The following is a 26,120-nucleotide window of genomic DNA, read 5'->3' on the forward strand; positions in this document are numbered from 1 at the left end:
CGCCATGGTGACCTTCTACGACCGCACGTTCGAGAGCCGCTTCCTCCTTGGGACCGCGCGCTACCCTTCGCCGGAGGCGCTGGCGGAGTCGGTCCGCCGCTCGGGCGCCGAGATCGTCACGGTCTCGCTCCGGCGCGAGACGGTGGGCGGCGCGAAGGCCGGTCACGCCTTCTTCGACCTCATCAAGCGGCTCGGCGTCACGGTGCTGCCGAACACCGCCGGCTGCCACGGCGCCCGGGAGGCCATCACAACGGCCCAGATGGCCCGGGAGGTGTTCGACACTCCGTGGATCAAGCTGGAGGTCATCGGCGACGACGAGACCCTGCAGCCGGACCCGTTCGCCCTCGTGGAGGCCGCGCGGGCGCTGTCGGCCGACGGCTTCCAGGTCTTCCCCTACATGACGGACGATCTGGTGCTGGCGGAGAAACTGATGGAAGCCGGGTGCCGGGTGCTGATGCCCTGGGGCGCGCCGATCGGCACCGGCAAGGGGCTGAACAACCCCTATGCGCTCACGCTCCTGCGCCGGCACTTTCCGGAGGCGACCCTGGTGGTCGACGCCGGCATCGGCGCGCCCAGCCATGCGGCGGCGGCGATGGAGCTCGGCTACGACGCCATCCTGCTCAACACCGCCGTGGCGACCGCCGGCGATCCGCCCGCCATGGCGGAGGCCTTCGCGGAGGCGATCCGCGCGGGTCGGCGCGCCCACGAGGCGGGCCTGATGGCCGAGACCGACCTCGCCGTCGCCTCCACGCCGGTGTTCGGCACTCCGTTCTCGCCGTTCGCCGGGTGACCGGCTCCGACACTCCTTGAGGATCCTCCATGCTGCCGCGCTTCTACCAGATCGTCGATCGCGCCCACTGGCTGCCGAGGCTGCTGCCGCTGGGGCTGAAGCTGGTGCAGCTGCGCATCAAGGACCTCGATCCGGACCATCGCCGCCAGGAGATCCGCGAGGCGCTGGCGGCCTGCCGGGCGGCGGGCGCAACCCTGGTGGTGAACGACTTCTGGCGGGACGCCATCGACCTCGAGGCCGGCTACGTCCACCTCGGCCAGGAGGACCTCGCCGAGGCCGACGTGGCGGCGATCCGGCGGGCGGGCCTGAAGCTCGGCGTCAGCACCCACAGCCACGAGGAGCTGGAGACGGCCCTTGCGGCCGATCCGGACTATGTGGCGCTCGGCCCGGTCTATCCCACCACCCTGAAGGTGATGCCGTGGGCGCCGCAGGGGCTGGAGCGCGTGACCGAATGGAAGCGGCTGATCGGCGACCGGCCGTTGGTGGCGATCGGCGGGCTCACCCTGGAGCGGGCCGAGGCGGTGGCGGCGGCCGGGGCGGACACCCTGTCGGTGGTGTCCGACGTCTTGTCGAACCCGTCGCCGGAGGCGCGTCTGCGCGCCTGGCTGGCGGCGGCGGAGCGGTGGCCGGGTGGGGCGGCGGCGGCCTGAAGGGTCTGGCGCCGGAACGGTGAAGGCCGTCAGAACGCCTTGAAGGTGATGATGGTCTTGGTGTCCACGATGCCGGCGACCGAGTGGACCTTCTCGTTGACGAAGTGGCCGATGTCCGCGTCGGCCTCCACGTAGAACTTGGCCAGGAGATCGTAGTCGCCGGCGGTGGAGTAGATCTCGGAGGCGATCTCGCGCTCGGCGATGGCGCTCGCGACCTCGTAGGCCTTGCCGAGCTGGCATTTGATGAGAACGAAGAACGGCTTCATCGAGGCCTCCGGCCTGGAGCGGATAGGGGCGAACGGCGCGCAGTCGACCAGAAGAGGCCGCCGCGCGCAAGACACGGGAGAATGGCAATGACGGCGATCGCGGTCACCATCGCGGGTTCGGATTCGGGCGGCGGAGCCGGCATCCAGGCCGACCTCAAGACGTTTTCCGCCCTCGGCGCCTACGGGGCGAGCGTGCTCACCGCCCTCACGGCGCAGAACACCCGCGGCGTCTCCGCCATCCACGACGTGCCGCCGGGCTTCGTGCGGGCGCAGATGGACGCGGTCTTCTCCGACCTCGCCGTGAACGCCGTGAAGATCGGCATGCTGGCGAGCCCGGAGGTGATCGAGGCGGTCGCCGGCGGATTGGACGCCCACGGCCAGGCCTCGGTGGTGCTCGACCCGGTGATGATCGCGGCCAGCGGCGATCCGCTGCTCAAGGACGAGGCGGTCGCGACCCTGCGCGACCTCCTGATGCCGCGCGCCCTCATCGTGACGCCCAACCTTCCCGAGGCGGCGCGGCTGACCGAGACGGGCGTGGCCGACACGCGGCAGGCCATGCAGACGCAAGGCGAGGCGATTCTCGCCATGGGCGCCCGGAGCGTGCTGGTGAAGGGTGGCCACGGCGGCGGCGCCGAGAGCGCCGACCTCTTCCTCGACGCGGAAGGGCCGTTGTGGCTGACGGCGCCTCGTCACCGGACGGAGAACACGCACGGCACCGGCTGCACCCTGTCGTCGGCCATCGCGGCGGGCCTCGCCCGGGGACGGCCGCTTCGCGATGCGGTGGCGGAGGCCAAGGTCTATGTGACGGAGGCCATCCGGGCGTCCGACCGGCTGGCGATCGGCCATGGCCACGGGCCGGTGCACCACTTCCACGCCTGGTGGCAGGACTGACGCCGATCGTGCAGGGTTCCGACCCTGGCGCTAGGGCAATGGTGGCATTCCCGCAACACGTGCTTCGGAATGTGAACGGGATTGCGGGATCGCCGGCCCGGCACGGGACAGGGTAAGCGGAGCCTTCCGCAACGACAACGATTGCCGGAAGTTCCGGGTCGCATGTCAGAACCCGAAAGGAAGGACGGAGTTCCCGTTACGTCACCCCGGCGGGAAGTACCGTAACGTCATTGAAAGTACGACGAAAATCCGCCGGTTGCCGCGCACGTCAACTCCTCGCACACTGCTTCCCAACCATCGCCGTCCAGCCGACAAAGGGGCTGTCCGGACGAGGGCGAACAAGACAAACCGGGTGAGGACCATGGCGGGACGGGCATTCAAGGCGGGTGTTGCCGCAGCGGCGCTGATGGGGGCGGCGGGCGCTGTGATGGTGGGTTCGACGGGCGCCGCGCACGCGGGCGCTTTCATGCTGCGCGAGCAATCGACCTACGGCCAGGGCGCGAGCTTCGCCGGCGTCGCCGCGCCGGGGGACAGCATCTCCAGCATGTACTGGAATCCGGCGGCGGTGACGACGGCGGTCGGCCTCGTGTTCGAGAGCAACCACACATTCATCTCGCCGCACGCGGATTTCGATCCGGACAGCCGCACGAGCCCGCTGCTCGGCGCCCTGGTGCCGGGCGATGGCGGCGACCTCGGCGTCGACGCGTACCTGCCGTCCAGCTACACGGCCTACCAGGTGAACGAGGATCTCTACCTCGGCCTGTCCATCAACACGCCCTTCGGCCTTGCGACCCATGCGGATCGGCCGTGGGTGGGGCAGGTGGACCACCTGCGGGCCAAGGTGCTGAGCGTCAACGTGGCGCCGACCATCGGCTACAAGATCAACGACCAGATCAGCATCGCGCTCGGCGCCCAGATCCAATACTTCAACGTGGACCTGACCCGCGCGCTGCTGCCGACTCCCACCTCGCCGACCGCCAACCTTTCCGGCGACGACTTCGGCTTCGGCTTCACCGCGGGCGTGACCTTCGAGCCCACGGAGGGCACCACCATCGGCCTCGGCTTCCGGTCGGCCATCGCGCAGTCGCTGGAGGGCGAACTCGTGTCGCCGGCCAGCCCCGGCGGTCTGCCCATCACGGCCGACCTGACCCTGCCGGAGATGGTCACCCTTGGCGTGCGCCAGCGGGTGAACGACCAGTTCACCCTGCTCGCCGGCATCGAGTGGACCAACTGGAGCCGCCTCGGCATCGTGGACGTGGACAACGCCGCGGCCGGCACGGTGACGGAGCTCGACTTCGAATACCAGGACGGCTGGTTCTTCTCGCTCGGCGCCGAATATGCCTGGAACGACAACCTGACGCTCCGCTCCGGCCTCGGCTACGAGATCTCGCCCGTGCGCGACGAGTTCCGCTCCGCCCGCCTGCCGGACGCCAACCGCATCTGGGCCTCGGTCGGCTTCACCTACGAGGTCAACGAGCGCCTGTCGTTCGACGCGGCCTACACGCACCTCTTCGGCGAGGAGTCGGACATCAACCGCACCAACGCGCTGCCCGGCGGCCTCGGCCTGCCGGCGACCGTCACCTATGCCGGCTCGACCGAAGCGAGCGCCGACATCGTGGCGGTGTCGCTGCGCTACAAGCTCGGCGGCTGAGGCGCGGGCAGGGGCTCGCGGCCAGGCGCCGGCGAGGGGCTGGCGCATCTCGGGCCGTCGTCACGACGGAAGATATGGATCGGACCAAGGGGCGGCGCTTGCGGGCGCCGCCCTTTTTTCATCCGCGCACCAGAAGTGCGGCGACTGTCCCACCCGCCGGCCTCAACTCAGGGAGGTTTGCAGAGGCAAGTAACGTTGCAAGTCTACGTCTTCTTCCGACGATGAAGTGGCAATAACTACTCTGACAATTGTGGCGCCGGGAGGGTGTGAAGACAATAAGGATGTGGTCTGTTGCATTTGCAGCTGGCGTTTGTGCCACGATGGACGGGCGGCGCCGAGGGGCGCCGCCCGTTTGATCTTTGCCGCCTCAGCCCTGGATCGCCGCCCAGAGGCGGGCCGGGGTGGCGGGCATGTCCATGTGACGGATGCCCTTGCCGAAGTCGAGGGCGTCGACCACCGCGTTCATGACCGCGGGGGTCGCCCCGATGGTGCCGGCTTCGCCCGCGCCCTTGATGCCGAGCACGTTCGTGGTGGACGGCACGTTGCGGGTCTCGAAGTGGAAGCCCGGCACGTCGTCCGCGCGCGGCATGGTGTAGTCCAGGAAGGACGCGGTCAGAAGCTGGCCGGTCTCGTCGTAGACCGTGTGCTCGTGCAGCGCCTGGCCGATCGACTGGACCACGCCGCCGTGCACCTGGCCGGCGAGAAGCATCGGGTTCACCGTGACGCCGAAGTCGTCCACGATGGTGTAGCGCAGGATGGCGACCACGCCGGTGTCCGGATCGAGCTCCACCTCGCAGATGTGGGTGCCGTTCGGATAAGTGCACTCGTCCTGGACGAAGTTGCCGTGGGCCTTGAGCTTGTCCGGATCGGGCGCGGACGCGGCCACGTCGGCGAGGGTCAGGGTCTTGTCCGTGCCGACCACGCGCACGTGGCCGTCGATCAGCTCCAGGTCCGCCGGCGAGGCTTCCAGTCGGTCGGCGGCGAGCTCCTTGATCTGCTCGGCGAGCGCCTTGGAGGCGATGTCCACCGACGCCGCTCCGAGCGGGATCGACCGCGACCCGCCGGTGCCGCCGCCGCGTGCCACCCGGTCCGTATCGCCTTGTACCGTCTCGATCTTCTCAAGGTCGAGGCCGAGAGCGGCGGCGATGATCTGGCCGTAGGCGGTGGCGTGCCCCTGGCCGTTCGTCTGCGTGCCGATGAAGAGCGTCGCCGTGCCGTCCTTGTTCAGCACCACGTTCGCCTCCTCCGAGCCCGGAAAGGCGCAGGCCTCGATATAGGTGGCGATGCCGAGGCCGCGCCACTTGCCCTCGGCCTTCGCGGCGGCCTGCCGGGCCGGAAAACCGTCCGCGTCGGCCACCGCCAGGGCGCGGGTCAGGTGGCCGTCGAACTCGCCGGTGTCGTAGAGGCGGCCGGTCGGCGTGCGGTAGGGCATCTGGGCCGGCGTGATGAAGTTGCGCCGGCGGATCTCCACCGGGCCGAGGCCGGTCTCGCGGCCGGCGAGGTCCATCAGCCGCTCCAGCAGGTAGGCGGCCTCGGGTCGGCCCGCGCCGCGGTAGGCGTCGGTCGGGGTCGTGTGGGTGTAGACGCCCTTCACGGAGGCATGGAACGCCGGCACGTGGTAGACGCCCGTCGACATGGTGGCGCCCACCCACGGGATGAACGGGCCATACTGGTGCAGGTAGGCGCCCATGGCGGCGACGAGGTCCACCGAGAGCGCCAGGATGCGGCCGTCCCCGTCGAGGGCGAGGCGACCGGTCACCACGTTGTCGCGGCCGTGGGCGTCGATCTGGAAGTGTTCCGTGCGGTCGGACACCCACCGCACCGGGCGGCCCAAGTCCTTGGCGGCCTTCATGATCAGCGGATACTCGCCGTACACGAACGCCTTGGTGCCGAAGCCGCCGCCGACGTCGGGGGTGACCACGCGGATGCGGTCGCGATCGACGCCGAGGATGTCGCGGGCGAGCACGTCCCGCACGCCGTGGCCGCCCTGGGTGCCGGTGGTGAGCGTCCAGCGGCCGGTGCCGGCGTCGTACTCGGCGACGGCGGCGCGGGGCTCCATGTAGTTGCAGACGATCCGGTTGTTGACGAGCGTCAGTTCCACCACCCGGGCGGCGGAGGCGACGGCGGCGTCGGCGGCGGTCTTCTCGCCGAAGCCGTATTCGAAGGCGAGATTGCTGCCGTGCTCGGGCCAGACGAGGGGGGCGTCCGGGTCGAGCGCGCGGCCGGTGTCCACCACCACATCGGTGGGCGTGTAGTCGACCTGGATGCGTTCGGAGGCCTCGCGGGCCGCCGCCGCCGTGTCGGCGAACACGACGGCGATCGCCTCGCCCACGTGGCGGACGACGTCCTTGGCGAGCACCGGATGGGGCGGAATCCAGAAATCGGACCCGTCCGCCTGTTTCGGCCGGGCCTTGGTCGGCATCAGGCCGATGTCGGCGATGTCGTCGATCGTCCAGACCGCCCGGACGCCCGGCGCGGCGCGGGCCTCGTCGAGCCCGGAGAGCGCAAAACCGGCGTGGGCCATGGCCGACCGGAGCACCACCATGTGGAGCGCGCCGGGCGGCAGGAAGTCGGCGGTGTAGTGGCCCTTGCCGGTGATCAGGGCGGCGTCCTCGCGGCGGCGCACGGGAGCGCCGATCCCGAATTTGCGATTCGTGATCTCGTTCATGTCTGGACCTTCCAGGAGAGGACGACGGAGAGTTGGCCTGACTATAGCGTCGGCGACGCAATAGACCAGGGGCGACGAGCCGAAGCGCGCCAGGTGCGGAACCGGAGCATGGCGGGCGGGATGTCCCCGACCGCCGCCGTCCCCGGCCTTCGAGTCGGGTTCAGATGTGCGGCGGCGAGTTCGCCGTGACGCGACCGACGTCCTTCCAGATGAAGGAGCGGGCGGTGAAATCCTTGTAGGCGAGGAAGAGGTCCACCTGCCGCCGGTTGATGCCCGGCAGGGACGTGACGCCCGGTCCGGCCCAGGGCGAGAACGGGTTCTGGCGGAGGTGGGCGTGAAGCTCCATCCGCAGGGTCGGCTTGCCGCTCGGGGTGCGGGCGTGGAAGCCGAAGGTGTCGGCGACCACGAGGGTGTTCGCCTTGACGGTCACCTTCCTCGGCTCCGGGAGTCCCATCTCGGCGAGTTCGTGCGGGCGGACCCGGAAGGAGCCGTGCGCGTGGTGAAGGCGCGGGTCGTCGCGGGCGGTGAGGCTGGTGCGGTGCTCCCACGCCAGCCGTTCCGGCGTCAGGCGGTGGGATCCGGGCACGTACATGAACGGGCCGTCGTCCTCGCCCACGTCCTGGAGGAAGAGCCAGAGCTTCGCGGTCGGGTGGAAGGTGTCGGCGTGGACGTCCGTCTGCGGGTCCGGCGTCTCCCGGTCCGGCTCGGCGATCACCGTCTGGATGAACCAGGCCGGAAAGCCGCCGGTGGAGGCCGCGTACTGGATCAGCCCGCGAATCCGGCGGTCGTCGATCACGCGCTCGGCCGCCGGCAGGTCGCGGAGCACGGACGGGCCGACCGGCGTCATCCGGGTGACGGTCTGGCCCTGGCGCATCTCGCGGGCGGGGAGGGGACGCGTGCGGAGGGTTTCGACCAGTTGGTCGAAGTCCGCCTCAGGCAGGACGTTCTCCAGGATCACGAAGCCGTCGCGGTCGAACGCGGCGCGGTGGTCCGGGTCCACCCGCTGGGCGAGAATTGCCCGCCGGCGCTCCGCCGCCCGCCAGGCGAGGCTGATCCGGGTGCGGTGGAGACCACGCTCGTTGAGCTTCGGGTCTCCGAGCAGCGGATTCTTCAGGAAGGACTTCGTCCCCCCGACGAGGCCCGCGGCCCAGATCGGCGTCTTCAGCCAGTCGAGCGAAATCATGCGCCCGTTTCCTTGCGTGAGCCACAACCCCAACCGTGCAGAAGGAATACCGGCGGAATCGAACACGCGTCAATCAGCATACATATGCCGTACGGACGTCCGGCCCCACGCGGTCCGGCATTTCCTGCGCCCGTTCGCGGACGGTGCTCCGATGTCTCGGGATAGCGACAGAGATGATCCGCACAGGAGACTTCACGCTGTCCGATAGCTGGTCCGGCGCAGATATCGACGGGGTCTTCGCGGCGGACCGATGCCGCGCTCTCGTCGCCAGCCCGAGCGCGTCCGCGACCCGATTGCATGGTTCATGTGTTCCGGGTCGTGTCCTCACATAATCCTGCAACATTTAAAATCTGACAGTAGTGCCAGATCACATTTGCTGGATTCTTAGAGATGTTCGTCCGTGACCGTATTGACGTGAACCGTTTATTTCAGGGCTTCGGCCGGCTGGGCAGGTTAGGCCTTCTTGTTGGCGGCGTCGTCGCGGCGTCGGCGTCGTTCCACGCTTCTCGCGCCGCCGACTTGGATTGCGTGACGACCGGATTGGTATTCGCCATCGACGCGTCGGGCAGTATCGACGACCGAGACTACTTTCTTCAAACGCGTGGCATCGCGTCCGCTCTCCGCGATCCGGAGGTCATGGCCGCCATCGAGGCGTCCGGCGGTCTGGCGGCCGCCGTCGTGGTCTGGTCGGATGACGCCTTCGAGTCACGGACGCTTCCCTGGCGTCTCGTGAGGCGACCGGCCGACGCCGATGCGCTTGCGACCGCGATCACGTCCCTGCCGCGTTACGGCACAGGAAGCACCGACCTCGGCGGGGGACTCTGGACCGCTCTCGACCTCTTCCTCGACCCGCGCCTCTGTATAAGGCGAAAGGTCGTCGATGTGTCCGGTGATGGTCGCGAAACCATCGAACCGAAAAGACGGAAGAGCGTCTCGCTGGCGGCGGCGCGCGCACGGGCGGAACAAACGGGCGTCACCGTCAACGGTCTCTGCGTGAGCGGCGAGGAAGCGGGCCTGGAGGCGTTCTATCAGGCAAAGGTCGCGTCCGGTGCGGGCTCCTTCGTCATCTGCACCCCGACCTTCGACGGGTTTGGCGAAGCCATGCGTAGAAAGCTCCTGCGGGAAATCGGCGCGCCCGAGCTTTCCCTGCTGCAGGCACCCGTCGCCATGACGGTCGCTCCATGATCCAACGGGCGCGATGAACGCAAAGAGGCGCCGCGCCCGCCGAGGGCAAAATTCACATGGATGACGCGGTCGCCCGGCCGAGGACGGCCGGAATGGCGGCCGCCACCTCGGGCGGGACGACGCCGTCCCCGAACCGACGTCGTAGATGGCCCGCCAACCCGACGATGACGTTTTCACGCGCGGTCGGATCAACATAGTTCCGAGCGCAGATGTAGTAGCTCCAGAGCAGGAGCGACCGGGCATACTTCGCGGAAACGACCCTGAGATGGATCCTGACCGGGAGAGACGGGTCCGTTTCGCCGGGTGTCGCATAGACGAGGCGATACGGCCCTTTGCTGATCGGAGAGCGGGTCAGCACCACAAGCTCCCGGTCCTTGCCGGCGAAGTCTCCCGAGGCGAGCAGGTTCTGGCAGATGAAGGAAACGATGTACCGTTCCATGACCGTTCCCGGCTTGCACATGCCGCGAGCCTGCCGGAGGAGGGCGAGCCCGCTGTCGAAGTCGCCGGTGAAGCATCGCAGCGGGCCGAGAGTGGAGAGCGCGTGCCCGACCATCGTCGTCCGTCGAAAGGCGTCCTCCGCAATGTCGAGCGCCATGGGCCGGTAGACCGGCCCGAGGAAGAAAAGCAAGTTTGCAGCCGACAGGGCGTGCTGCGGGTCCTTCAACAACTCCGGCAGGGACCCGAGCAGGAGATCCCGCATCTCGGCCTCGTCATGCTGACGAGGATCGTCCTTCGCCAGGAACCGCCATCCATCGATGACGTAGCGCGTGTGGATGGTCACGGCGAGCAGAAGCTTCGTGACGGCGTCCCCGCTTCCACTGCTGATCTGTTTGCGCAGACGGGTCTCGTTAAGGCGCCACAAGTCGGCCGATGGAAAGGCTTCGCCCTTCAGTTGGCCGACCTCCTCCGGATGGTCCGATTTCGAGTCACTGATGAACGGGGCCGCGGCTTCCACCAACCGAAGGGCGATCGGCGCGGCCAAAGGTCCTTCCTGCCCGTCCGCATCGAGCAACGATCGCCAGAGTGCCGTCAGGTGGTCCGAGACGATCGTCTTCGGAGTTGCACGCGCGATGTCCGGATCGCGCCTGACGCTGAGAACCGGACCACCGGGTCGCCGCAGGACGGAGATGCAATCCAGTCGGTCGCCGTCCGTGACGAAGAGGAGTTCGAGATAGAACCGAGCAGTGTCACTGGCGGCCTGGGCAGAGGAGGAGAAGGCGGCATCGACGAGGATATCCTGCCCGTCCGCGACTTCGGCCCTGACCGCTTCGGCCAGATTTTCGGCGAAACACATCGGCCGATGGTCGGCCGGATCACCGTCGCCCATCCGTGTGAACGGGCCGATCACGAGGAAGGCCCCGGTCGCGGCACGCGTGCGAGGGGCGATCCAAATATAGCCTTCGCCATATCGGGTGGAGATGAAGACCGGCTTGCGGGCCGAGTCGCCAAGCTTCGCCCTCAGGCGCACGATCGTGAAGTCGATGTTCCGGTCCGAAGCGGAGGACCCCGGTTCGGTGGTCGCGTCGAGAAGCTGATTGCGCGTGCGCAGAATACCGGGACGGCCGGCGAGATCCGCCAGCAGCCGACGTTCGGTTCGGGTGAACCGGATCTCCGCTCCGTCCTCCCGGCGTGCCGAACTGAAGTCGGCCGCGAAGATCAAGTCTGCGAAACGGATCGACTCTGTCATGGCGCCAAAGCGGAAATGGTGAGCGGAATAGCCCGGGCGACGGAAGCGCCGCGACAAATCTAGAAACAGGGATCAGTCTGACGGGTGAAATCGTAAAAAACAACGATTCATTGCACAGTCCTGCCTCCCGTCTGTTCGGCGTCTCGTTGGTTCCGTTTGGCGAGCGCCCGGAGGCCGAGGGCGCTGGCGCGTCCCCGGCACGGCCGACAACCGCTGCTATCGCCAAGTCGCGGCGGCGTCCGTGGCGAAGTCGGCGAAGCGGATCGGAGGGCGGCCGAGGAGATCCGCGACGGTGGTGGTGGTCGCGGCCGTCTGGCCGGCCCGGACCGCGCCGTAGAGCCCGCTGAGGAGTTCGACAAGCGCCTGCGGCGCGCCGGCGAGGGAGGCCCTAAGCGCCGCGTCGTCCACCGGCACGTAGCGAATGGTCCGGCCGAGCGCGGCCGAGAGCGCCTCGGCGACCTGATGACGGGTCAGGCTTTCCGATCCGGTCAGGCCGTAGGCCTTGCCGTTGTGCCCCGGCTCGGTGAGCGCCTTGACGACCACGGCGGCGATGTCCCGCGTGTCGATGAAGGCCGACGCGCCGTCCGCGGCAGGCTCGTAGAAGGCGCCCTCGGTCCGGATCGTCGCCGCGTGGGCGGTGGAGAAGTTCTGGTTGAAGAAGGTCGGCCGGATGTGGGTCCACTCCAGGCCGCTCGCCTCGATGGCCCGTTCCGCCCGACCATGGGGGCTCTCCGGGGCGAGTTCCGCGCCGAGATAGGAGAGCTTCACGATCCGGCGGACGCCCTTGTCCCTGGCGAGCGCCAGGAGATCGATCTCGGCGGCCGGCAGCAGCCAGGGCGGGGCGGCGGTGAAGAGGGCGGTGACGCCGTCGAGCGCGGCCGCATGGGCCGGCACGTCGGCATAGTCGAAGGCGACCACCTCGGCGCCCGGGAAAGCGGCGCGGGCCTTGGCGAGATCGCGGGCGCCGACGCGAACGGCGTGTCCACCGGCGAGGAGGGCGGCGACGAGGTCGGTGCCGACCTTGCCGTTGGCGTTGGCGACGAAGAGGGTCATGTGGGGTCTCCTTGAACGAGGGCAGCGGGTGCCGCCGCTGGAGAGACCCTAGCCAGACCACGAGTTGAGCGGTACTGAAGAAGCATCATGACTGATTTCAATGATGCTCAACTCCGCCGGCTGGACGGCACGTTGCTCCTCGTGTTCGCCGAGGCGATGCGGACGCGCAAACTCACCAGGGTGGCGGACCGGCTGGCTCTGACCCCCTCTGCGGTCAGCCATGCGGTCGGCCGGTTGCGGGACATCTTCGAGGACCCGCTCTTCATCCGGCGGGCCGACGGCATCGAGCCGACCGAGCGTGCGCTCGCGCTCTTGAAGCCGGTCTCGGCGGCGCTCGACGGGATGCGGGGCGCGTTCGCGGTGGGCGAGACGTTCGATCCGGCGCGGATCGTGCGGACGTTCCGGGTCGCGGCGCTCGACTACGCCTTCTCGGTGGTGGGCGGGGCGGTCGCCGCCAGGGTGCTGAGCCCGGCGCCGGGCGTGCGCCTCGCCCTCGTCGCCGCCGGCCGGCGGGACGCCATGGACAAACTGGCGGCCCGCGAGATCGATTGCGCGATCGGGGTGTTCGACCCGCAGGCCGGCGAGACCGAGACGCGGCGGATCCTGCGGGAAAGCTTCGTCACCATCAGCCGCGCCGGGCATCCGCGGCTCCGGGCCGGGCTCGACCTCGACAGCTTCACGACGCTCGACCACGTGATCGTGTCCGGCAGCGGCGATTTCCACGGGGCCGTGGACGACGCCCTCGCGGCCGTGGGCCGCACGCGGCGAGTGGTGCTCGCCATCCCGCAGTTCTTCGGGGCCTTCGCCACCGTGGCGTCCACCGACCTGATCGCGTCCGTGCCGCGCCAGTTGGCGGAGACTCACGCCGGACGCTTCGGGCTCGACGTGCACGAGACGCCGGTACCGGTGGCCGGGTTCGACATCGTGGTGCTGTCGGCGGTGCGGACGGTGCCGGACCGAGGGCTCGACTGGCTGCTCGACCAGCTGGTGTCGATCGGCGACGGCGAGCGGGCCTGAGGCGGGGCGCGCCATGACGGCGCGCCCTCACACAGCGGACTTGAGGCGGCGGATCGGGGAGGGGGCCACTCAGAGGCCGAGGGCGCTGGCGCCGTCCTCCGCGCGACCGACCACCCGGCGGAAGGACGCGAACAGGTCGCGGCCGATGCCCCACTCGTTGTCCTCCAGGTTCTCGGTGGCGACCGGGCGGGCGCTCCACTCGGCCGCGTCCACCAGCGCCTCCAGGGTGCCGGCGATGCCGTCCACGCGGACGAGATCGCCGTCGCGGAGCTTGGCGATCGGGCCGCCGTCCACCGCCTCGGGCGTGACGTGGATCGCCGCCGGCACCTTGCCGGACGCGCCGGACATGCGCCCGTCGGTGACGAGCGCCACCCGGTAGCCGCGGTCCTGCAGGAGGCCGAGAGTGGGCGTCAGCTTGTGAAGCTCCGGCATGCCGTTGGCCTTCGGGCCCTGGAAGCGGATGACGGCCACGAAGTCGCGCTCCAGCTCGCCCCGCTTGAAGGCGGCCAGCATGGCGTCCTGGCTGTGGAACACGACGGCCGGGGCCTCGACCACCTGCCGCTCGGGCTTCACCGCCGACGTCTTGATGACGGCGCGGCCGACATTGCCCTTCAGCACCTTGAGGCCGCCGGTCGCCTGGAACGGGCTGGACGCCGGGCGGAGCACCTTCTCGTCGGCGCTCGCCGCCGCGGACGGGGTCCACTCCACCGCGCCCCCCTCGGTGAGCTTCGGCTCCACGGTGTAGCCGGAGAGGGGCGTGCCCCAGACCGTCTTCACGTCGTCGTGGACGAGGCCTTCGTCGAGGAGCGTGCGGATGAGGAAGCCCATGCCGCCGGCCGCGTGGAAGTGGTTCACGTCCGCGAGGCCGTTCGGGTAGACGCGGGCGACGAGCGGCGTCGCGTCGGAAAGGTCCGAGAAGTCGTCCCAGGTCAGGTGGATGCCGGCGGCGCGCGCCATGGCGACCAGGTGCATGGTGTGGTTCGTCGACCCGCCGGTGGCGTGGAGGCCGACGACGCCGTTGACGATCGCCTTCTCGTCGATCACCTGGCCGACGGGCGTGAACGCGTTGCCGGTGGCCGAGATGGCGAGGGCCCGCTTGGCCGCTTCTTTGGTGAGGGCGTCGCGCAGCGGCGTGTTCGGGTTGACGAAGGTGGCGCCCGGCAGGTGCAGGCCCATGATCTCCATCAGCATCTGGTTGGAGTTGGCCGTGCCGTAGAAGGTGCAGGTGCCCGGGCCGTGGTAGGACGCGCTCTCCGATTCCAGGAGCTCCTTCCGGCCCACCTTGCCTTCCGCGTAGAGCTGGCGAATGCGGGCCTTCTCGTCGTTCGGCAGACCCGAGGTCATCGGGCCGCCCGGCACGAAGACCGCCGGCAGGTGGCCGAAGGAGAGGGCGCCGATCACGAGGCCGGGCACGATCTTGTCGCAGATCCCGAGATAGACGGCCGCGTCGAACATGTCGTGGCTGAGCGCCACGGCGGTCGACATGGCGATCACGTCGCGGGAGAAGAGCGACAGCTCCATGCCGATCTGGCCCTGGGTGACGCCGTCGCACATGGCCGGCACGCCGCCCGCCACCTGGGCCACCGCGCCCACTTCGCGGGCGGCGGCCCGGATGACCTCCGGATAGGTCTCGTAGGGCTGGTGGGCCGACAGCATGTCGTTGTAGGCGGTGACGATGCCGAGGTTCGGCGCCACGTCGCCCTTGAGGGCGTCCTTGTCGCCGGGGCCGCAGGCGGCGAAGCCGTGGGCGAGGTTGCCGCAGGCGAGCCGGTTGCGCCGCGGGCCCTTCTCGGCCTGCTTCAGGAGGCGCTCCAGGTAGCGCTGGCGGGTGTCGTAGGAGCGCTTCTGGATGCGCTCGGTCACGTCGCCGATGCGGGCTTGGATGGTCATGAGGAAGCTCCGGGGGACGGGGTGGTGTCAGGGTTTGCGGGGCGAGGCGAGGGCCTGTTCGAGGGCGAGGCGAGGCGGTTCGGCTTCGACATCCCGTCGCGACGGGGTTGAAGCATCAAGGCGCGCTTTCCTCGGCGGAGTCCGCCCGAGCGCGCGTGGGTAGGGCGGCGAGGCGCTCCCCCAGTTCAGCCTGGGCGAGCCTCAAATCGTAGGCGACCTGAAGATTGAGCCAGAAGTCCGGGCTCGTTCCGAACCAGTGCCCGAGGCGAAGGGCCGTGTCGCCGGAGATCGACCGCTTGCCGTTGATGATCTGGCTGATCCGGTTTGCCGGCACGTCCAACTGACGAGCGAGTTCCGCGGGGCGGACGCCTGCCTCGGCCAGTTCGTCAGCCAGGATCTCGCCGGGATGGATCGGGGGACGCGCCATGGTGCGAAGCCTCAGTGATAGTCGACGATTTCGACGTCCGATGGTCCTGATTGGCCGTCCGGCCACATGAAGCAGATGCGCCACTGCATGTTGATCCGGATGCTGTATTGCCCGACGCGGTTTCCGTGCAGCGCTTCCAGCCGATTGCTCGGGAGGGCGCGAAGATCGGCGAGCGTTGAAGCCGCCGAGAGGATTTCGAGACGCTTGTAGGCCTGGCGATCGAAACCCTGGAACTCCCTGACGAACTGCCCGGACGCAAACGCCTCGGTGCGTTTGTCCCTGTAACTGAGGATCATCGTCCGGCCTCAAGGTATGTACGCGTTACGTCACACGTCAATACTCATTCGCCGCGACCACCTCACCCGCACCAGAACACCACCGGCGGCTTGGGCGACTTCAGCACCGCCCGGACCGGCATGGCGAGCGGGTCCTCGCCCGCGAGCGCCTCGTCGAGCACCGCCTTCTTGCCCGTGCCCTCGATGTGGAGGGCGAGGCGGTCGGCGGCAAGGATCATCGGCAGGGTCAGCGTGATCCGCGGTTCGCCGGCGCCGGGCGCGCGGATGGCCGCCACCGCCGCGCCGCCGATCGGGTCGATGGCGTCGGCCAGGCGGTCGCCGCCGGGAAAGAACGACGCCGTGTGGCCGTCGTCGCCCATGCCGAGCACCACGGCGGCGAAGGGCAGGGGCATGTCGGCGAGGGTGCGGGCGACGAGGCCGAGGCTTTCGTCCGGCGTCGTGGTTTCCCGGTAGAGCGGCACGAAGGTGGCGAGTGCCGCCTTGTCCCGGATGAGGTGGCGGCGGACGAGCGCGCCGTTGGACCGCTCGGACGTTTCCGGCACCCATCGCTCGTCCACCAGGGTGACGAGCACGTTCGGCCAGTCGAGGTCGAGCGCCGAGAGGGCCTCCAGGAAACGAATGGGCGTGCGACCGCCGGAAACCGCGATGGCGGCCTTGCCGTCCCGGGCGATCCGATCGGTGATGGCATCGCCCACGAAGGCCGAAAGGGCCGCCGCCAGGCTGTCCGGGCTGTCGAAGGTGCGTTGGTCGAGCATCGGGTGTCTGCCGCTTGGATCGAGGTCAGGGCCGGCCGCGGGAGCCCGTGGCCGGGAAGCGCGGGCGCCCGGCCACGGCGTCCGCACCGGAAAGGCGATGGCGGCGGTCCGAGAGTCGGGCCGCCGGCGCCGGCCGCAGGACGGGCCGGTCAGGATCGCCCTCACCGGGCGCGCCGCGCCGCCCGGCCGCCGTCGTCAGGCGGCGTCCTCGTGCCAGGTGCGGCCGTCCCGCTCGATGAGCGCGATGGCGGCGGACGGGCCCCAGGTGCCGGCGGTGTAGGCCTTCGGCGGGTCGCGGCTCTCGTCCCACGCGGTGCGGATGGGGTCGACCCACTTCCAGGCCTCCTCCACCTCGTCGCGGCGCATGAAGAGGGTGGCGTTGCCGCGGACGACGTCGAGCAGCAGGCGCTCGTAGGCGTCGGGGCTGCGCACGTTGAAGGCGCTCGCGAAGCTCATGTCGAGGGGCACGCGGGTCAGCCGCATGCCGCCGGGGCCGGGGTCCTTGATCATCAGCTGCAGCTTCACGCCCTCGTCCGGCTGCAGGCGGATGACGAGTTCGTTGGCCGCGAGGCTGCCGGCGCTCTCGTCGAAGATGGAGTGCGGCACCGGCTTGAAGCGGACCACGATCTCGGACTGGCGGGCGGCGAGCCGCTTGCCGGTGCGCAGGTAGAAGGGCACGCCGGCCCAGCGCCAGTTCTCCACCTCGGCCTTGATGGCCACGAAGGTCTCGGTCCGGCTTTCCTTGTTGGTGATCTCGTCCAGGTAGCCCGGCACGGCGCCGGTGGTGGACGCGCCGGCGCGGTACTGGCCGCGCACGGTGCAGACGTCGGCGGCGAGGCCCGTGATGGGCTTCAGCGACTTCAGGACCTTCAGCTTCTCGCCGCGCACCGCGTCCGCGTCGAGCGAGGTGGGCGCCTCCATGGCGACGAGGCAGAGGAGCTGCAGGATGTGGTTCTGCACCATGTCGCGCATGGCGCCGGACGTGTCGTAATAGTCGCCGCGACCCTCCACGCCGATGGATTCGGCCACGGTGATCTGCACGTGGTCGATGTGGGCGCTGTTCCAGAGCGGTTCGAACAGGGCGTTGCCGAAGCGCAGCGCCATCAGGTTCTGCACCGTCTCCTTCCCGAGATAGTGGTCGATCCGGTAGATCTGCTCTTCCTTGAAGATCCGGCCGACCGCGTCGTTGGTGGCGCGCGCGGACGTGAGATCCTTGCCGAGCGGCTTCTCCACCACGACCCGCGTCTGGTCGGTGATGAGGCCGTGGGCGCCGATGCGCTCGCAGATCGGCCCGAAGAGGTCCGGCCCGGTGGCGAGGTAGAAGGCGCGCACCCGGTTCTCGCCTTCCTTCAGGAGGGCGGCGAGGCTTTCCCAGCCGTCGGACGACGTGGCGTCGGCGGCCACGTAGTGGATGCGGGACAGGAAGGTGTCGAGCACCTTCGGGATGATCTCGTCCGGCCGGAGATAGCGCTCCAGGGCCGTCTTCACGTCGGCCCGGTAGGCCTCGTGGCTGCTCTCGCGGCGCGACACGCCGATGATGCGCGCGACCTCCGGCAGCTGGCCGTCGAGTTCGCGATGATAGAGCGCCGGCAGCAGCTTGCGGCGGGCCAGGTCGCCCGTGCCGCCGAAGACGACATAGTCGAACGGATCGACCACGATGATGCGACTGGTCATGCTGCGCCGATGCTCCATTCGATCCCTCACCCTTTCCTGTGCGGCCGACGATCCGCCGCGCCCGCACCGGCGAGCGATGGCGACGACCTTCGGCCTGCGGGCGACCGGGGGTGGGGGACGAGACCCGCCGGCAGCCGTTGCAACGCTACTTTCGTCTATACCAATTTATTTCGGCGTCCGAAACCAATCTTGACGCACCGCATCGTGCGTTCAGGATTCGGCAAGCGACTTGTACGTGGCGACGAGGCCCTTCGTCGAGGCGTCCTGGTCGGCGGAGGGCTCCGCTTCCCCTTTGAGGATGGGCAGCAGGCGGTTGGCCAGCTCCTTGCCGAGCTCGACGCCCCACTGGTCGTAGGAGTTGATGGCCCAGATCGTGCCCTGGACGAACACCTTGTGCTCGTAGAGAGCGATCAGCCGGCCCAGCATCCGCGGGTCCAGCGTCCGGTAGAGGAGGGTGTTGGTCGGGCGGTTGCCGGGAAACACCTTGTGCGGGGCGAGCGCGGCGATCTCCGCGTCGGACTTGCCGGCCTTGCGCAATTCGGCGGACGCCTCCTCCAGCGTCTTGCCGCGCATCAGCGCCTCGGTCTGGGCAAGGGCGTTGGAGACGAGCTTGGCGTGGTGGTCCGAAAGCCGCTCGTGCGGCACGGCGGCGATGAGGAAGTCGGCCGGGATGACGTCCGTGCCCTGGTGGATCAGCTGGTAGAAGGCGTGCTGGCCGTTGGTGCCCGGCTCGCCCCAGACGATCGGCCCCGTGGCGCGGGGCACCGGGGAGCCGTCGAGGGTGACGCCCTTGCCGTTCGATTCCATGTCGAGCTGCTGCAGGTAGGCCGGAAAGCGCGACAGGCGCTGGTCGTAGGGCAGCACCGCGTGAGTGGAGAAGCCCCAGACGTTCCGGTACCAGATGCCGAGGAGCGCCATCAGGACGGGGATGTTCTCTTCAAGCGGCGCGGTGGCGAAGTGGCGGTCCACCTCGTGCGCGCCCTCCAGGAGGGCCTGGAAGTTCGTGTAGCCGACGGCGATCGCGACCGGCAGGCCGATGGCGGACCAGACCGAATAGCGCCCGCCGACCCAGTCCCAGAAACCGAAGGCGCGCTCCACGTCGATGCCGAAGGCCGCGACCTTGTCGAGGGCGGTGGAGACCGCGCAGAAGTGCGCGCCGACGGCCGCCTCGCCGAGGGCGTCCGCCACCCAGGCGCGCGCCGTGGCGGCGTTGGTCATGGTCTCGGACGTGGTGAAGGTCTTCGACGCGATGATGAAGAGCGTGGTCTTCGGATCGAGCGTCGCGAGGGTGTCGGCGATATGGGCGCCGTCCACGTTCGACACGTAGTGGAGGCGCGGGCCGCCCCCCGAATAGGGCGTCAGCGCCAGGGTCGCCATGGCGGGGCCGAGGTCCGAGCCGCCGATGCCGATGTTCACAACGTCGGTGAAGCGGGCGCCGGTGGAGGACGCGACGGTGCCGTCGCGCACGCCTTCGGCAAAGGCGCCGACGCGGGCGAGAACGGCCTCCACGTCCGGCATCACGTCCTTGCCGTCGACGAGGATGGGCGTCTTGGACCGGTTGCGGAGCGCCACGTGGAGCACCGCGCGCTTCTCGGTGGTGTTGATGGCCGCACCGGACAGCATGGCGTCGCGCCGGGCCTCGACGCCGGCCGTGCGGGCGAGGTCCACGAGGAGCGCCATGGTCTCGTCGGTAACGCGGTTCTTGGAATAGTCGAACAGAAGGTCGTCGAGGCGAGCCTGGAAGCGCTCGAACCGGCCGGGGTCCTCCGCGAACAGGGTGCGGAGCGGACGGTCGGCCATCGCGGCCTTGTGGGCGTCGAGGCGGGCGAACACGTCGTCGAGGGCGCTGGTCATGAAGGGAGATCTCCCCGGGATCGGTATTGAGCGGCGCGGATCATATGAGTCCAAGTGTGTAGGCGCCAGGGGGTGGACGGATTGGATGCGCGCGCCATGCAAGCGCCCTTGGCGCGTCCGGGACACGGGCCCGCGTGCGTCGTTTCGAGCAGTTTCGGCCTCGTCTCCCGCCGCATCCAAGTTTTCGTAAACATTTCGTCCCGCCGCCTGTCACAAAACTGAGACGGGACTCGGACTAAATCCGCCCAACTGCACCAGCAAGGCGAGCGGCGTCCGACCGGTCGATACAGCCGACATGTCCGCGAACGAAGAACCCAAGCATTTCCGGAGCCTGTTCCTGTCGGACATCCATCTCGGCACACGGGGATGTCAGGCCGAACTGCTGCTCGATTTCATGCGGCTGCACGATGCCGAGACGATCTACCTCGTCGGCGACATCATCGACGGTTGGCGGCTGAAGCGCATGTGGTACTGGAGCCAGCCGCACAACGACGTGGTCCAGAAGCTGCTGCGCAAGGGCCGCAAGGGCGCGCGCATCATCTACCTGCCCGGCAATCACGACGAATTCCTGCGCGGCTATCTCGGCACCCACTTCGGCGGCGTCGAGGTGGTGGACAGCATCGTCCACGAGGCGGCGGACGGAAAGCGCTACCTGGTCATCCACGGCGACCAGTTCGACGTGGTCGTGCGGCATGCCAAGTGGCTCGCCTTCTTCGGCGACTGGGCCTACATGACCGCCCTCAACCTCAACACGGTGCTGAACAAGATCCGCCGCTGGCTGGGTTTTCCCTACTGGTCCCTGTCCGCCTGGGCGAAGCTGAAGGTGAAGAACGCGGTCAACTTCATCGGCGCGTTCGAGCAGGCGCTGACCGGGGAAGCGAAGCGCCAGGGCGCCGACGGGGTGATCTGCGGCCATATCCACCACGCCGCCATGCACGAGCGCTTCGGCCTCACCTACATCAACACCGGCGACTGGGTGGAGAGCTGCACGGCCGTGGCCGAGCACCACGACGGCCGGTTCGAGATCATCACGTGGCATCACCTCGGCCACCAGAGGCAGCCGCTGCTTCCGGCGCCGGTCAGCGCACAGGCGGCCGAATGACCCGCATCACCATCGTGACGGACGCCTGGCACCCTCAGGTGAACGGGGTCGTGCGCTCGATCGAGCGCACGAACGAGGAACTGGCCAAGATGGGGGCGCTGGTGTCCATGGTGACGCCGCAGGCGTTCCGGACGATCCCGTGCCCGACCTATCCGGAGATCCGCCTCGCCATGGCGACCTACCGGACGGTCGCCAAGGAGATCGAACGCAGCCAGCCGAGCTATGTGCACATCGCCACGGAAGGTCCGCTTGGCGTGAAGGCGCGCAAGTGGTGCATGTCCAACCGCATGCCCTACACGACGAGCTATCACACCCGCTTCCCGGAATATGTGTCGGCGCGCATCCCGGTGCCGGAACGCTGGCTCTACGCGCTGGTCCGGCGGTTCCACAACGCCGGGGCGGGCTGCATGGTGGCGACGGACACCCTGGCCAAGGAGTTGTCCGCCCGCGGTTTCAAGAACCTGATGCGCTGGTCGCGCGGGATCGACGCGGACCTTTTCCGGCCGCGCCCGTTCGCCGAGTCGGTGCTGGACCTGCCTCGGCCGATCTTCATGAACGTCGGCCGGGTTTCGGTGGAGAAGAACATCGAGGCCTTCCTGGATCTGGACCTGCCCGGCAGCAAGGTGGTGGTGGGCGACGGCCCGCAGCGGGACAGCCTGCAGAAGCGCTATCCGGCGGTGCATTTCACCGGCGCCAAGTTCGGCCAGGAGCTCGCCCGGCATTATGCGAGCGCGGACGTGTTCGTGTTCCCGAGTCGGACCGACACGTTCGGCAACGTGATCCTGGAGGCGCTGGCCTCCGGCGTGCCGGTGGCCGCCTATCCGGTGATGGGACCGCTCGACATCATCGGCCAGGCGCCGGTCGGGTCACTGGACGAGGACCTGAGGGCCGCGTGCCTGAAGGCGCTGACGATGTCCCGCGAGGCGGCGCGGGAGCACGCGCTCCGCTACTCCTGGGCCAACAGCGCGCTCCAGTTCCTCACCAACGTGCGGATCGCCAACGGCGAGCGACTGGCGGAAAGCTCCGCGGCGGAATAGGGGTTTCCGGATCCGGTCCGATTCGGGAGCTCGCCCGTGCGCTTCGACACCCCGCCCGCCATCGACGACATCCGCGCCGCCGCCGTCCGGCTGAAACCCCATGCGGTGCGCACGCCCCTGCTGCCGGTGCCGCTGCCGGGCGGCGGGCTCGCCTTCGCCAAGGCGGAGGTGCTGCAGCGGACCGGCTCGTTCAAATTCCGCGGCGCTTTCAATCGCTTGTCCCTGATCGACCCGGCCGCGCGGAGCGCCGGCGTGGTGGCCTGCTCGTCGGGCAACCACGCCCAGGGCGTCGCCGCGGCGGCGGCGATCCTCGGCATGCCGGCGACCATCGTGATGCCGTCGGACGCGCCGGCGGTGAAGGTGGCGCGCACCCGGGAGCTGGGCGCGGCGGTGGTGCTCTACGACCGGGCGACCGAGGATCGGGAGGCCATTTCGGCGGAGATCGCAGGGCGGACCGGCGCCACGTTCGTGCACCCGTACAACGACGCGGGCGTCATCGCCGGGCAGGGGACGGTGGGGCTGGAGATCGCGGAAGACCTTTCCGCACAAGGGCTTGCCGCTGACGCGGTGGTGGTCTGCGTGTCCGGCGGCGGGCTCATCGGCGGGGTCGCGGCGGCCCTCGAGGCACTGTCGCCGGGAACCGCGGTGCATGCGGCGGAGCCGGCCGGCTTCGACGACTACGGCCGGTCGATCGCGGCGGGCGAGCGGGTGGCGAACGCCCGGGCGTCCGGATCGATCTGCGACGCCCTGCTGGCGCCGACGCCGGGAACCATCGGCTGGGAGATCGGCCGGCGGCGGGTGGTTTCGGGCGTCTCGGTCACGGACGAGGAGGCGCTGGCGGCGGTGGCGTTCGCGGCGCGGACCTTGCGGCTGGTGGTGGAGCCGGGCGGAGCGGTGGCGCTGGCGGCGCTCCTGACGGGGAAGATCGAGACGGCGGGGCGGACGGTGGTGGCCGTGCTGTCGGGCGGAAACATCGACGACGCGATGCTGACGCGGGCGCTAAGTCTATGACCTGAAACGCCGTTCAGGCGCAATCCGGATCCGCGCGGGCCGGCGGTCAGGAGAAGAGGGCCTGGCGTTCGACCCGGGAGAGGCGGGCGAGGGGATCCTCCGCGAGGGTCGGCGCGGCGTCGAGGCCGACCGCTTCTGTGACCTTGTTGAGGGTCTCGATCGCCTGCTCCATGGCCTCGGCGGCGCGGGCGAGAACTTCGGCTTCCTCGCCCCCGGCGTCCTCGGTCTCGGACGAGACAAGGCCGAGGTCGATCTGCGGATCGCCGGGCGATTCCTGAACAATCGCAGTAATTTCGCCGAGGAGCGGCGACGGTAGCTCGGCCGCGAGGGCGTCGATGTCGGCGGCGGAGAAATCGAGGTCGATCGGGAGGTCGATGGCCGGAGCGGGGAGAAATGAAGGGTTCTCGACGGGCACGGCGGCTTCGGCGCCGTCGTTTCCGGCGGTCTCGATCGGGCTCGTCTCGAACACGTCCGCGGGCGCGTCGGACGCCGCCACATAGGGCGTCGTGAGGACCACATCCGCCGCCATGTCGTCGGTTTCGGCCGGGGCCACATGGGCCACAGTGGCGGTCATGTGGTCCACATGGGCGCCGACGGGCGCGAGGTCGGGCTCCGGCGCCTCGAACCGCATCATGTGGTCCACGAAGGACTGGTCGACGCCCTCGCCGGCGAGGGCCGGACCGTTGAGGAGATGGGCGTCCGGACGGGCGTCGTCCGGATGGGCGGTGGTCGGGGACACGGTCCGGAGCGTGTCGTCGCCAAGGCCCCAGATCTCGATCATCGCATCAATGCGACTCTCCAGATAGCGGAGAACGTGGACGACCTTCTGGGTCCGCTGGCCGGTGAGATCCTGGAAGGAGCAGGCGGTGTAGATGGTGGTGGTGAGGGTCTCCAGGGTGTCGCAGGTCTGCTCGTCCACCCCGGCGTCCCGCATCAGCCATGCGAGTTCCTGGATCTTCTCGGCGGCGCCGAGGATTTCCCCGGTGGCGGTCTCGGTCTGGCTGACGATGGCGTCGAGCTCGTTGGACGCCATGGTGAAGCGGCTGTCGGCGCTGGGCACGCTGTGCTTGATCTGGGCGATTTCGCGCTTGGTCTGCTCGATGGCGTCCTTCATCTCGCCGATGTCGAGGCGGATGCGGTCGATGTCGGGACGGCGCTCGCGCTTCAGCACCCGCTCCAGGCCGCCGATGGCCTCCAGCACGAGGGCGGTATCGGCGGACCGGTGCCGCCGGGCGTATTCGGCCAGAAACCAGCGCCCCTTCTCGGTCTCCATCACGGCCGCCTCGATGGCGTCGTAATCGGACTGGAGCGAAGGAGGGCTGGGCAGAGGCGGCTCCGTCATCGTATCCCCGTCTACGCCAAGCACAATGGAGGGAACCGCCGCGGCGCAGCCCCCTTGCCATCATGACGCAGCGTCCTGATATTTCCATCAATATCTCGGACGATTCCTTGCAATTTAGTTTATAGGCCCGCGCCGGGAGAGCAATCCGGATGTCGGACAAATCGGACGGGATCGGTAGGATCCCGTGCAGGCGATCACGCCAGCGCGTCCATCCGGCGGGAAACCACTCCAGATTCAATAAGCTGCGGCATTCTGTAATCGATCAAGTCATGCAACTTGGTCGAAGAATGCACTGAGCCGCTGCGTTTTGCCGGCCATGGTTTTCAAGGCCGATGGACCTGCCGGTCGGAGGCGATCCTCTCTGCATGCCGAAAACTATATAGATTTTGTCCGACGATCAACACGGTCGCAAGGTGTTGCGTCTCATGGATTCGGATGATTTATTCGCCCGCGTTCGAGACGACATCAGCACAACCAATCTGGTCCTCGATCGGTGCCCCGATTGTGCGCTGCTGGAGACGAGTGGGGCGGGGTCAAATGAGGCGCGGGGCGGTCGAGGTGCGGATGGCGGCGTTCTTCGCCGCGTCCTACGTCATCACGGGAATCGTCATTCCGTTCTATCCGGTCTTCCTGACCGACCGGGGCTTTTCCGGCGAGACGATCGCATTCGTGCTCGCCGCGCCGCACCTCCTGCGACTCGTCACCATGCCGCCACTCGCCTACGCGATCGATCGCTGGGCCGATCCGCGTGCCGTGCTGACCGCCGTCGCGGCCGCCATGCTGGTGGCCGGCATCGCGGCGAACGGGGCCGCGCTCGACTGGATGATCCTGCTGGCGGCGGTCGTCCTCATGGTGCTGATGTTCGACTATGCGCCGCTTTGCGACGCGGTGGCTCTGTCGTTCCAGCGGGCGAAGCTGGCGGACTACGGGCGGATGCGGCTCTGGGGTTCGGCGAGCTTCATCGCGGCGAACCTCGTCGGTGGCGTGGCGCTGGACCATATGGGCGTGCCAGCCATCGAGGTGCTGGTGATCGTCGGCGCCGTGCTGGCGATCGGCTCCACATTCCTGATCCCGCGCGTGCCGCGGGCGGCGCCGCTTGGCGCCGGCGCGGCGGCGGTGCTGAGGGAGCCGGCCTTTCTGGCGGTGCTCGCCGCCGGCGCGATGATCCAGGCGGCGCACGCCGGCCTCTATGGATTCGCGACGCTGACCTGGCAGGGGCGGGGGATCGACGAGAGCACGATCGGAGCCTTCTGGGCGGTCGGCGTGGTCGCGGAGATCCTGATGTTCCTGGTGGCGAGCCGGATCCCGGCCTCGGTGCCGACCACGGCGCTGATCGCGGCGGCGGGGGTCGCGAGCGCGATCCGCTGGTCGCTGTTCACGGTGGACATCGGGGTGGCGGGGACCTTTCTCCTCCAGGGCATGCATGCCTTCACGTTCGCGATCGGCCACTACGGCATGATGCGCTTCATTCTCGAGCGGGTGCCGGAGGAGCGGGCCGGCAGCGCGCAGAGCGCCTATGTGATCCTGATCGGGATCTTCATGGCGGCCGGATCGGTGATCGCCGGCCAGATGTGGGAGCGGGTCGGCCCGGACGCCTTCCTGTCGATGGCGGCGTTCTCCGCCCTCGGTTGCGTGGTGCTGGCGGCCACCGTGCCGGGGGTGCGGCGGCTGCAGCGGGTCTGAGGTGACGG

The 26,120-nt window shown here is 69.0% G+C and carries 21 protein-coding genes and 1 pseudogene; 10 read left to right on the plus strand and 12 right to left on the minus strand.

The genetic code is table 11. The features are described from left to right. The first annotated feature begins 4 nt into the window (after positions 1-4). Both HND91_RS15105 and HND91_RS15110 read left to right on the plus strand, forming a co-directional pair. The gene (locus HND91_RS15105; RefSeq protein ID WP_181707432.1) at positions 5-790 is read left to right on the plus strand and encodes a thiazole synthase; all 786 of its coding nucleotides are present in this window, start codon (positions 5-7) and stop codon (positions 788-790) included. A gap of 29 nt (positions 791-819) precedes the next feature. Then, entirely contained in the window at positions 820-1,440 is a 621-nt protein-coding gene (locus HND91_RS15110; protein WP_181707433.1) for a thiamine phosphate synthase, read from the plus strand. Between the two features lie 29 nt (positions 1,441-1,469). Here the strand turns inward: HND91_RS15110 and HND91_RS15115 are convergent, their stop codons facing one another. After that, positions 1,470-1,706 carry an Lrp/AsnC ligand binding domain-containing protein gene (locus tag HND91_RS15115; RefSeq protein ID WP_181707434.1) on the minus strand — a complete coding sequence of 79 codons (237 nt, stop codon included), beginning with the start codon at positions 1,704-1,706 and terminating at the stop codon, positions 1,470-1,472. Between the two features lie 87 nt (positions 1,707-1,793). Between HND91_RS15115 and thiD the strand changes: the two genes are divergently transcribed. Together thiD and HND91_RS15125 are read left to right on the plus strand one after the other, a co-directional pair. Further along, complete coding sequence (thiD, locus tag HND91_RS15120) at positions 1,794-2,597, plus strand: bifunctional hydroxymethylpyrimidine kinase/phosphomethylpyrimidine kinase (protein WP_181707435.1); 804 nt, start codon at positions 1,794-1,796, stop codon at positions 2,595-2,597. A 361-nt stretch (positions 2,598-2,958) separates the two neighbouring features. After that, positions 2,959-4,248 (plus strand): OmpP1/FadL family transporter, encoded by a 1,290-nt coding sequence (locus tag HND91_RS15125; protein WP_181707436.1) that lies wholly within the window; start codon positions 2,959-2,961, stop codon positions 4,246-4,248. A gap of 367 nt (positions 4,249-4,615) precedes the next feature. Here the strand turns inward: HND91_RS15125 and HND91_RS15130 are convergent, their stop codons facing one another. Together HND91_RS15130 and HND91_RS15135 are read right to left on the minus strand one after the other, a co-directional pair. Next, positions 4,616-6,916: a xanthine dehydrogenase family protein molybdopterin-binding subunit gene (locus HND91_RS15130; protein ID WP_181707437.1), complete on the minus strand. Its 2,301-nt coding sequence runs from the start codon at positions 6,914-6,916 to the stop codon at positions 4,616-4,618. 160 nt (positions 6,917-7,076) lie between these two features. Further along, on the minus strand, positions 7,077-8,099 hold the full coding sequence (locus HND91_RS15135; RefSeq protein ID WP_181707438.1) for a phytanoyl-CoA dioxygenase family protein: 1,023 nt from the start codon (positions 8,097-8,099) through the stop codon (positions 7,077-7,079). 390 nt (positions 8,100-8,489) lie between these two features. On the opposite strand from HND91_RS15135, the gene HND91_RS15140 reads away from it, so the two are divergent. After that, on the plus strand, positions 8,490-9,284 hold the full coding sequence (locus HND91_RS15140) for a DUF1194 domain-containing protein (protein ID WP_181707439.1): 795 nt from the start codon (positions 8,490-8,492) through the stop codon (positions 9,282-9,284). A gap of 52 nt (positions 9,285-9,336) precedes the next feature. On the opposite strand, the gene HND91_RS15145 is transcribed toward HND91_RS15140, so the two are convergent. Together HND91_RS15145 and HND91_RS15150 are read right to left on the minus strand one after the other, a co-directional pair. Beyond that, positions 9,337-10,971, minus strand: a complete 1,635-nt coding sequence (locus tag HND91_RS15145) for a winged helix-turn-helix domain-containing protein (protein WP_181707440.1) — start codon at positions 10,969-10,971, stop codon at positions 9,337-9,339. A 216-nt stretch (positions 10,972-11,187) separates the two neighbouring features. Beyond that, on the minus strand, positions 11,188-12,024 hold the full coding sequence (locus HND91_RS15150) for an NAD(P)H-binding protein (protein ID WP_181707441.1): 837 nt from the start codon (positions 12,022-12,024) through the stop codon (positions 11,188-11,190). An 87-nt stretch (positions 12,025-12,111) separates the two neighbouring features. On the opposite strand from HND91_RS15150, the gene HND91_RS15155 reads away from it, so the two are divergent. After that, a complete protein-coding gene (locus tag HND91_RS15155; protein ID WP_181707442.1) occupies positions 12,112-13,041 on the plus strand; it encodes a LysR family transcriptional regulator in 930 nt (309 codons plus the stop codon). A gap of 69 nt (positions 13,042-13,110) precedes the next feature. On the opposite strand, the gene edd is transcribed toward HND91_RS15155, so the two are convergent. From edd to pgi, 6 genes are all read right to left on the minus strand, one after another. Then, positions 13,111-14,931, minus strand: a complete 1,821-nt coding sequence (gene edd / locus HND91_RS15160) for a phosphogluconate dehydratase (protein ID WP_181707443.1) — start codon at positions 14,929-14,931, stop codon at positions 13,111-13,113. 115 nt (positions 14,932-15,046) lie between these two features. Then, entirely contained in the window at positions 15,047-15,358 is a 312-nt protein-coding gene (locus HND91_RS15165) for a HigA family addiction module antitoxin (protein WP_181707444.1), read from the minus strand. Positions 15,359-15,369: 11 nt separating this feature from the next. Then, the gene (locus HND91_RS15170; RefSeq protein WP_181707445.1) at positions 15,370-15,654 is read right to left on the minus strand and encodes a type II toxin-antitoxin system RelE/ParE family toxin; all 285 of its coding nucleotides are present in this window, start codon (positions 15,652-15,654) and stop codon (positions 15,370-15,372) included. A 62-nt stretch (positions 15,655-15,716) separates the two neighbouring features. Further along, positions 15,717-16,409 carry a 6-phosphogluconolactonase gene (pgl, locus tag HND91_RS15175; RefSeq protein ID WP_181707446.1) on the minus strand — a complete coding sequence of 231 codons (693 nt, stop codon included), beginning with the start codon at positions 16,407-16,409 and terminating at the stop codon, positions 15,717-15,719. 195 nt (positions 16,410-16,604) lie between these two features. Further along, positions 16,605-18,083, minus strand: coding sequence for a glucose-6-phosphate dehydrogenase (gene zwf / locus HND91_RS15180; RefSeq protein WP_181707447.1), 1,479 nt, complete (start codon positions 18,081-18,083; stop codon positions 16,605-16,607). A gap of 210 nt (positions 18,084-18,293) precedes the next feature. After that, positions 18,294-19,937 carry a glucose-6-phosphate isomerase gene (gene pgi, locus HND91_RS15185; protein ID WP_181707448.1) on the minus strand — a complete coding sequence of 548 codons (1,644 nt, stop codon included), beginning with the start codon at positions 19,935-19,937 and terminating at the stop codon, positions 18,294-18,296. 295 nt (positions 19,938-20,232) lie between these two features. Between pgi and HND91_RS15190 the strand changes: the two genes are divergently transcribed. From HND91_RS15190 to HND91_RS15200, 3 genes and pseudogenes are all read left to right on the plus strand, one after another. Then, the gene (locus tag HND91_RS15190; RefSeq protein WP_181707449.1) at positions 20,233-21,039 is read left to right on the plus strand and encodes a UDP-2,3-diacylglucosamine diphosphatase; all 807 of its coding nucleotides are present in this window, start codon (positions 20,233-20,235) and stop codon (positions 21,037-21,039) included. Continuing rightward, positions 21,036-22,043: pseudogene (locus tag HND91_RS15195) on the plus strand (glycosyltransferase family 4 protein); the annotation flags it as partial. The gene HND91_RS15190 and the pseudogene HND91_RS15195, both read left to right, overlap by 4 nt. Before the next feature lie 69 nt (positions 22,044-22,112). After that, on the plus strand, positions 22,113-23,087 hold the full coding sequence (locus HND91_RS15200; RefSeq protein ID WP_181707451.1) for a pyridoxal-phosphate dependent enzyme: 975 nt from the start codon (positions 22,113-22,115) through the stop codon (positions 23,085-23,087). 46 nt (positions 23,088-23,133) lie between these two features. Here the strand turns inward: HND91_RS15200 and HND91_RS15205 are convergent, their stop codons facing one another. Further along, entirely contained in the window at positions 23,134-24,429 is a 1,296-nt protein-coding gene (locus tag HND91_RS15205) for a chemotaxis protein (RefSeq protein ID WP_181707452.1), read from the minus strand. Between the two features lie 564 nt (positions 24,430-24,993). On the opposite strand from HND91_RS15205, the gene HND91_RS15210 reads away from it, so the two are divergent. Further along, positions 24,994-26,112, plus strand: coding sequence for an MFS transporter (locus HND91_RS15210; protein ID WP_181707453.1), 1,119 nt, complete (start codon positions 24,994-24,996; stop codon positions 26,110-26,112). Positions 26,113-26,120: the final 8 nt, after the last annotated feature.

This window comes from Chthonobacter rhizosphaerae, assembly GCF_013839525.1.
Taxonomy (GTDB): domain Bacteria; phylum Pseudomonadota; class Alphaproteobacteria; order Rhizobiales; family Pleomorphomonadaceae; genus Chthonobacter; species Chthonobacter rhizosphaerae.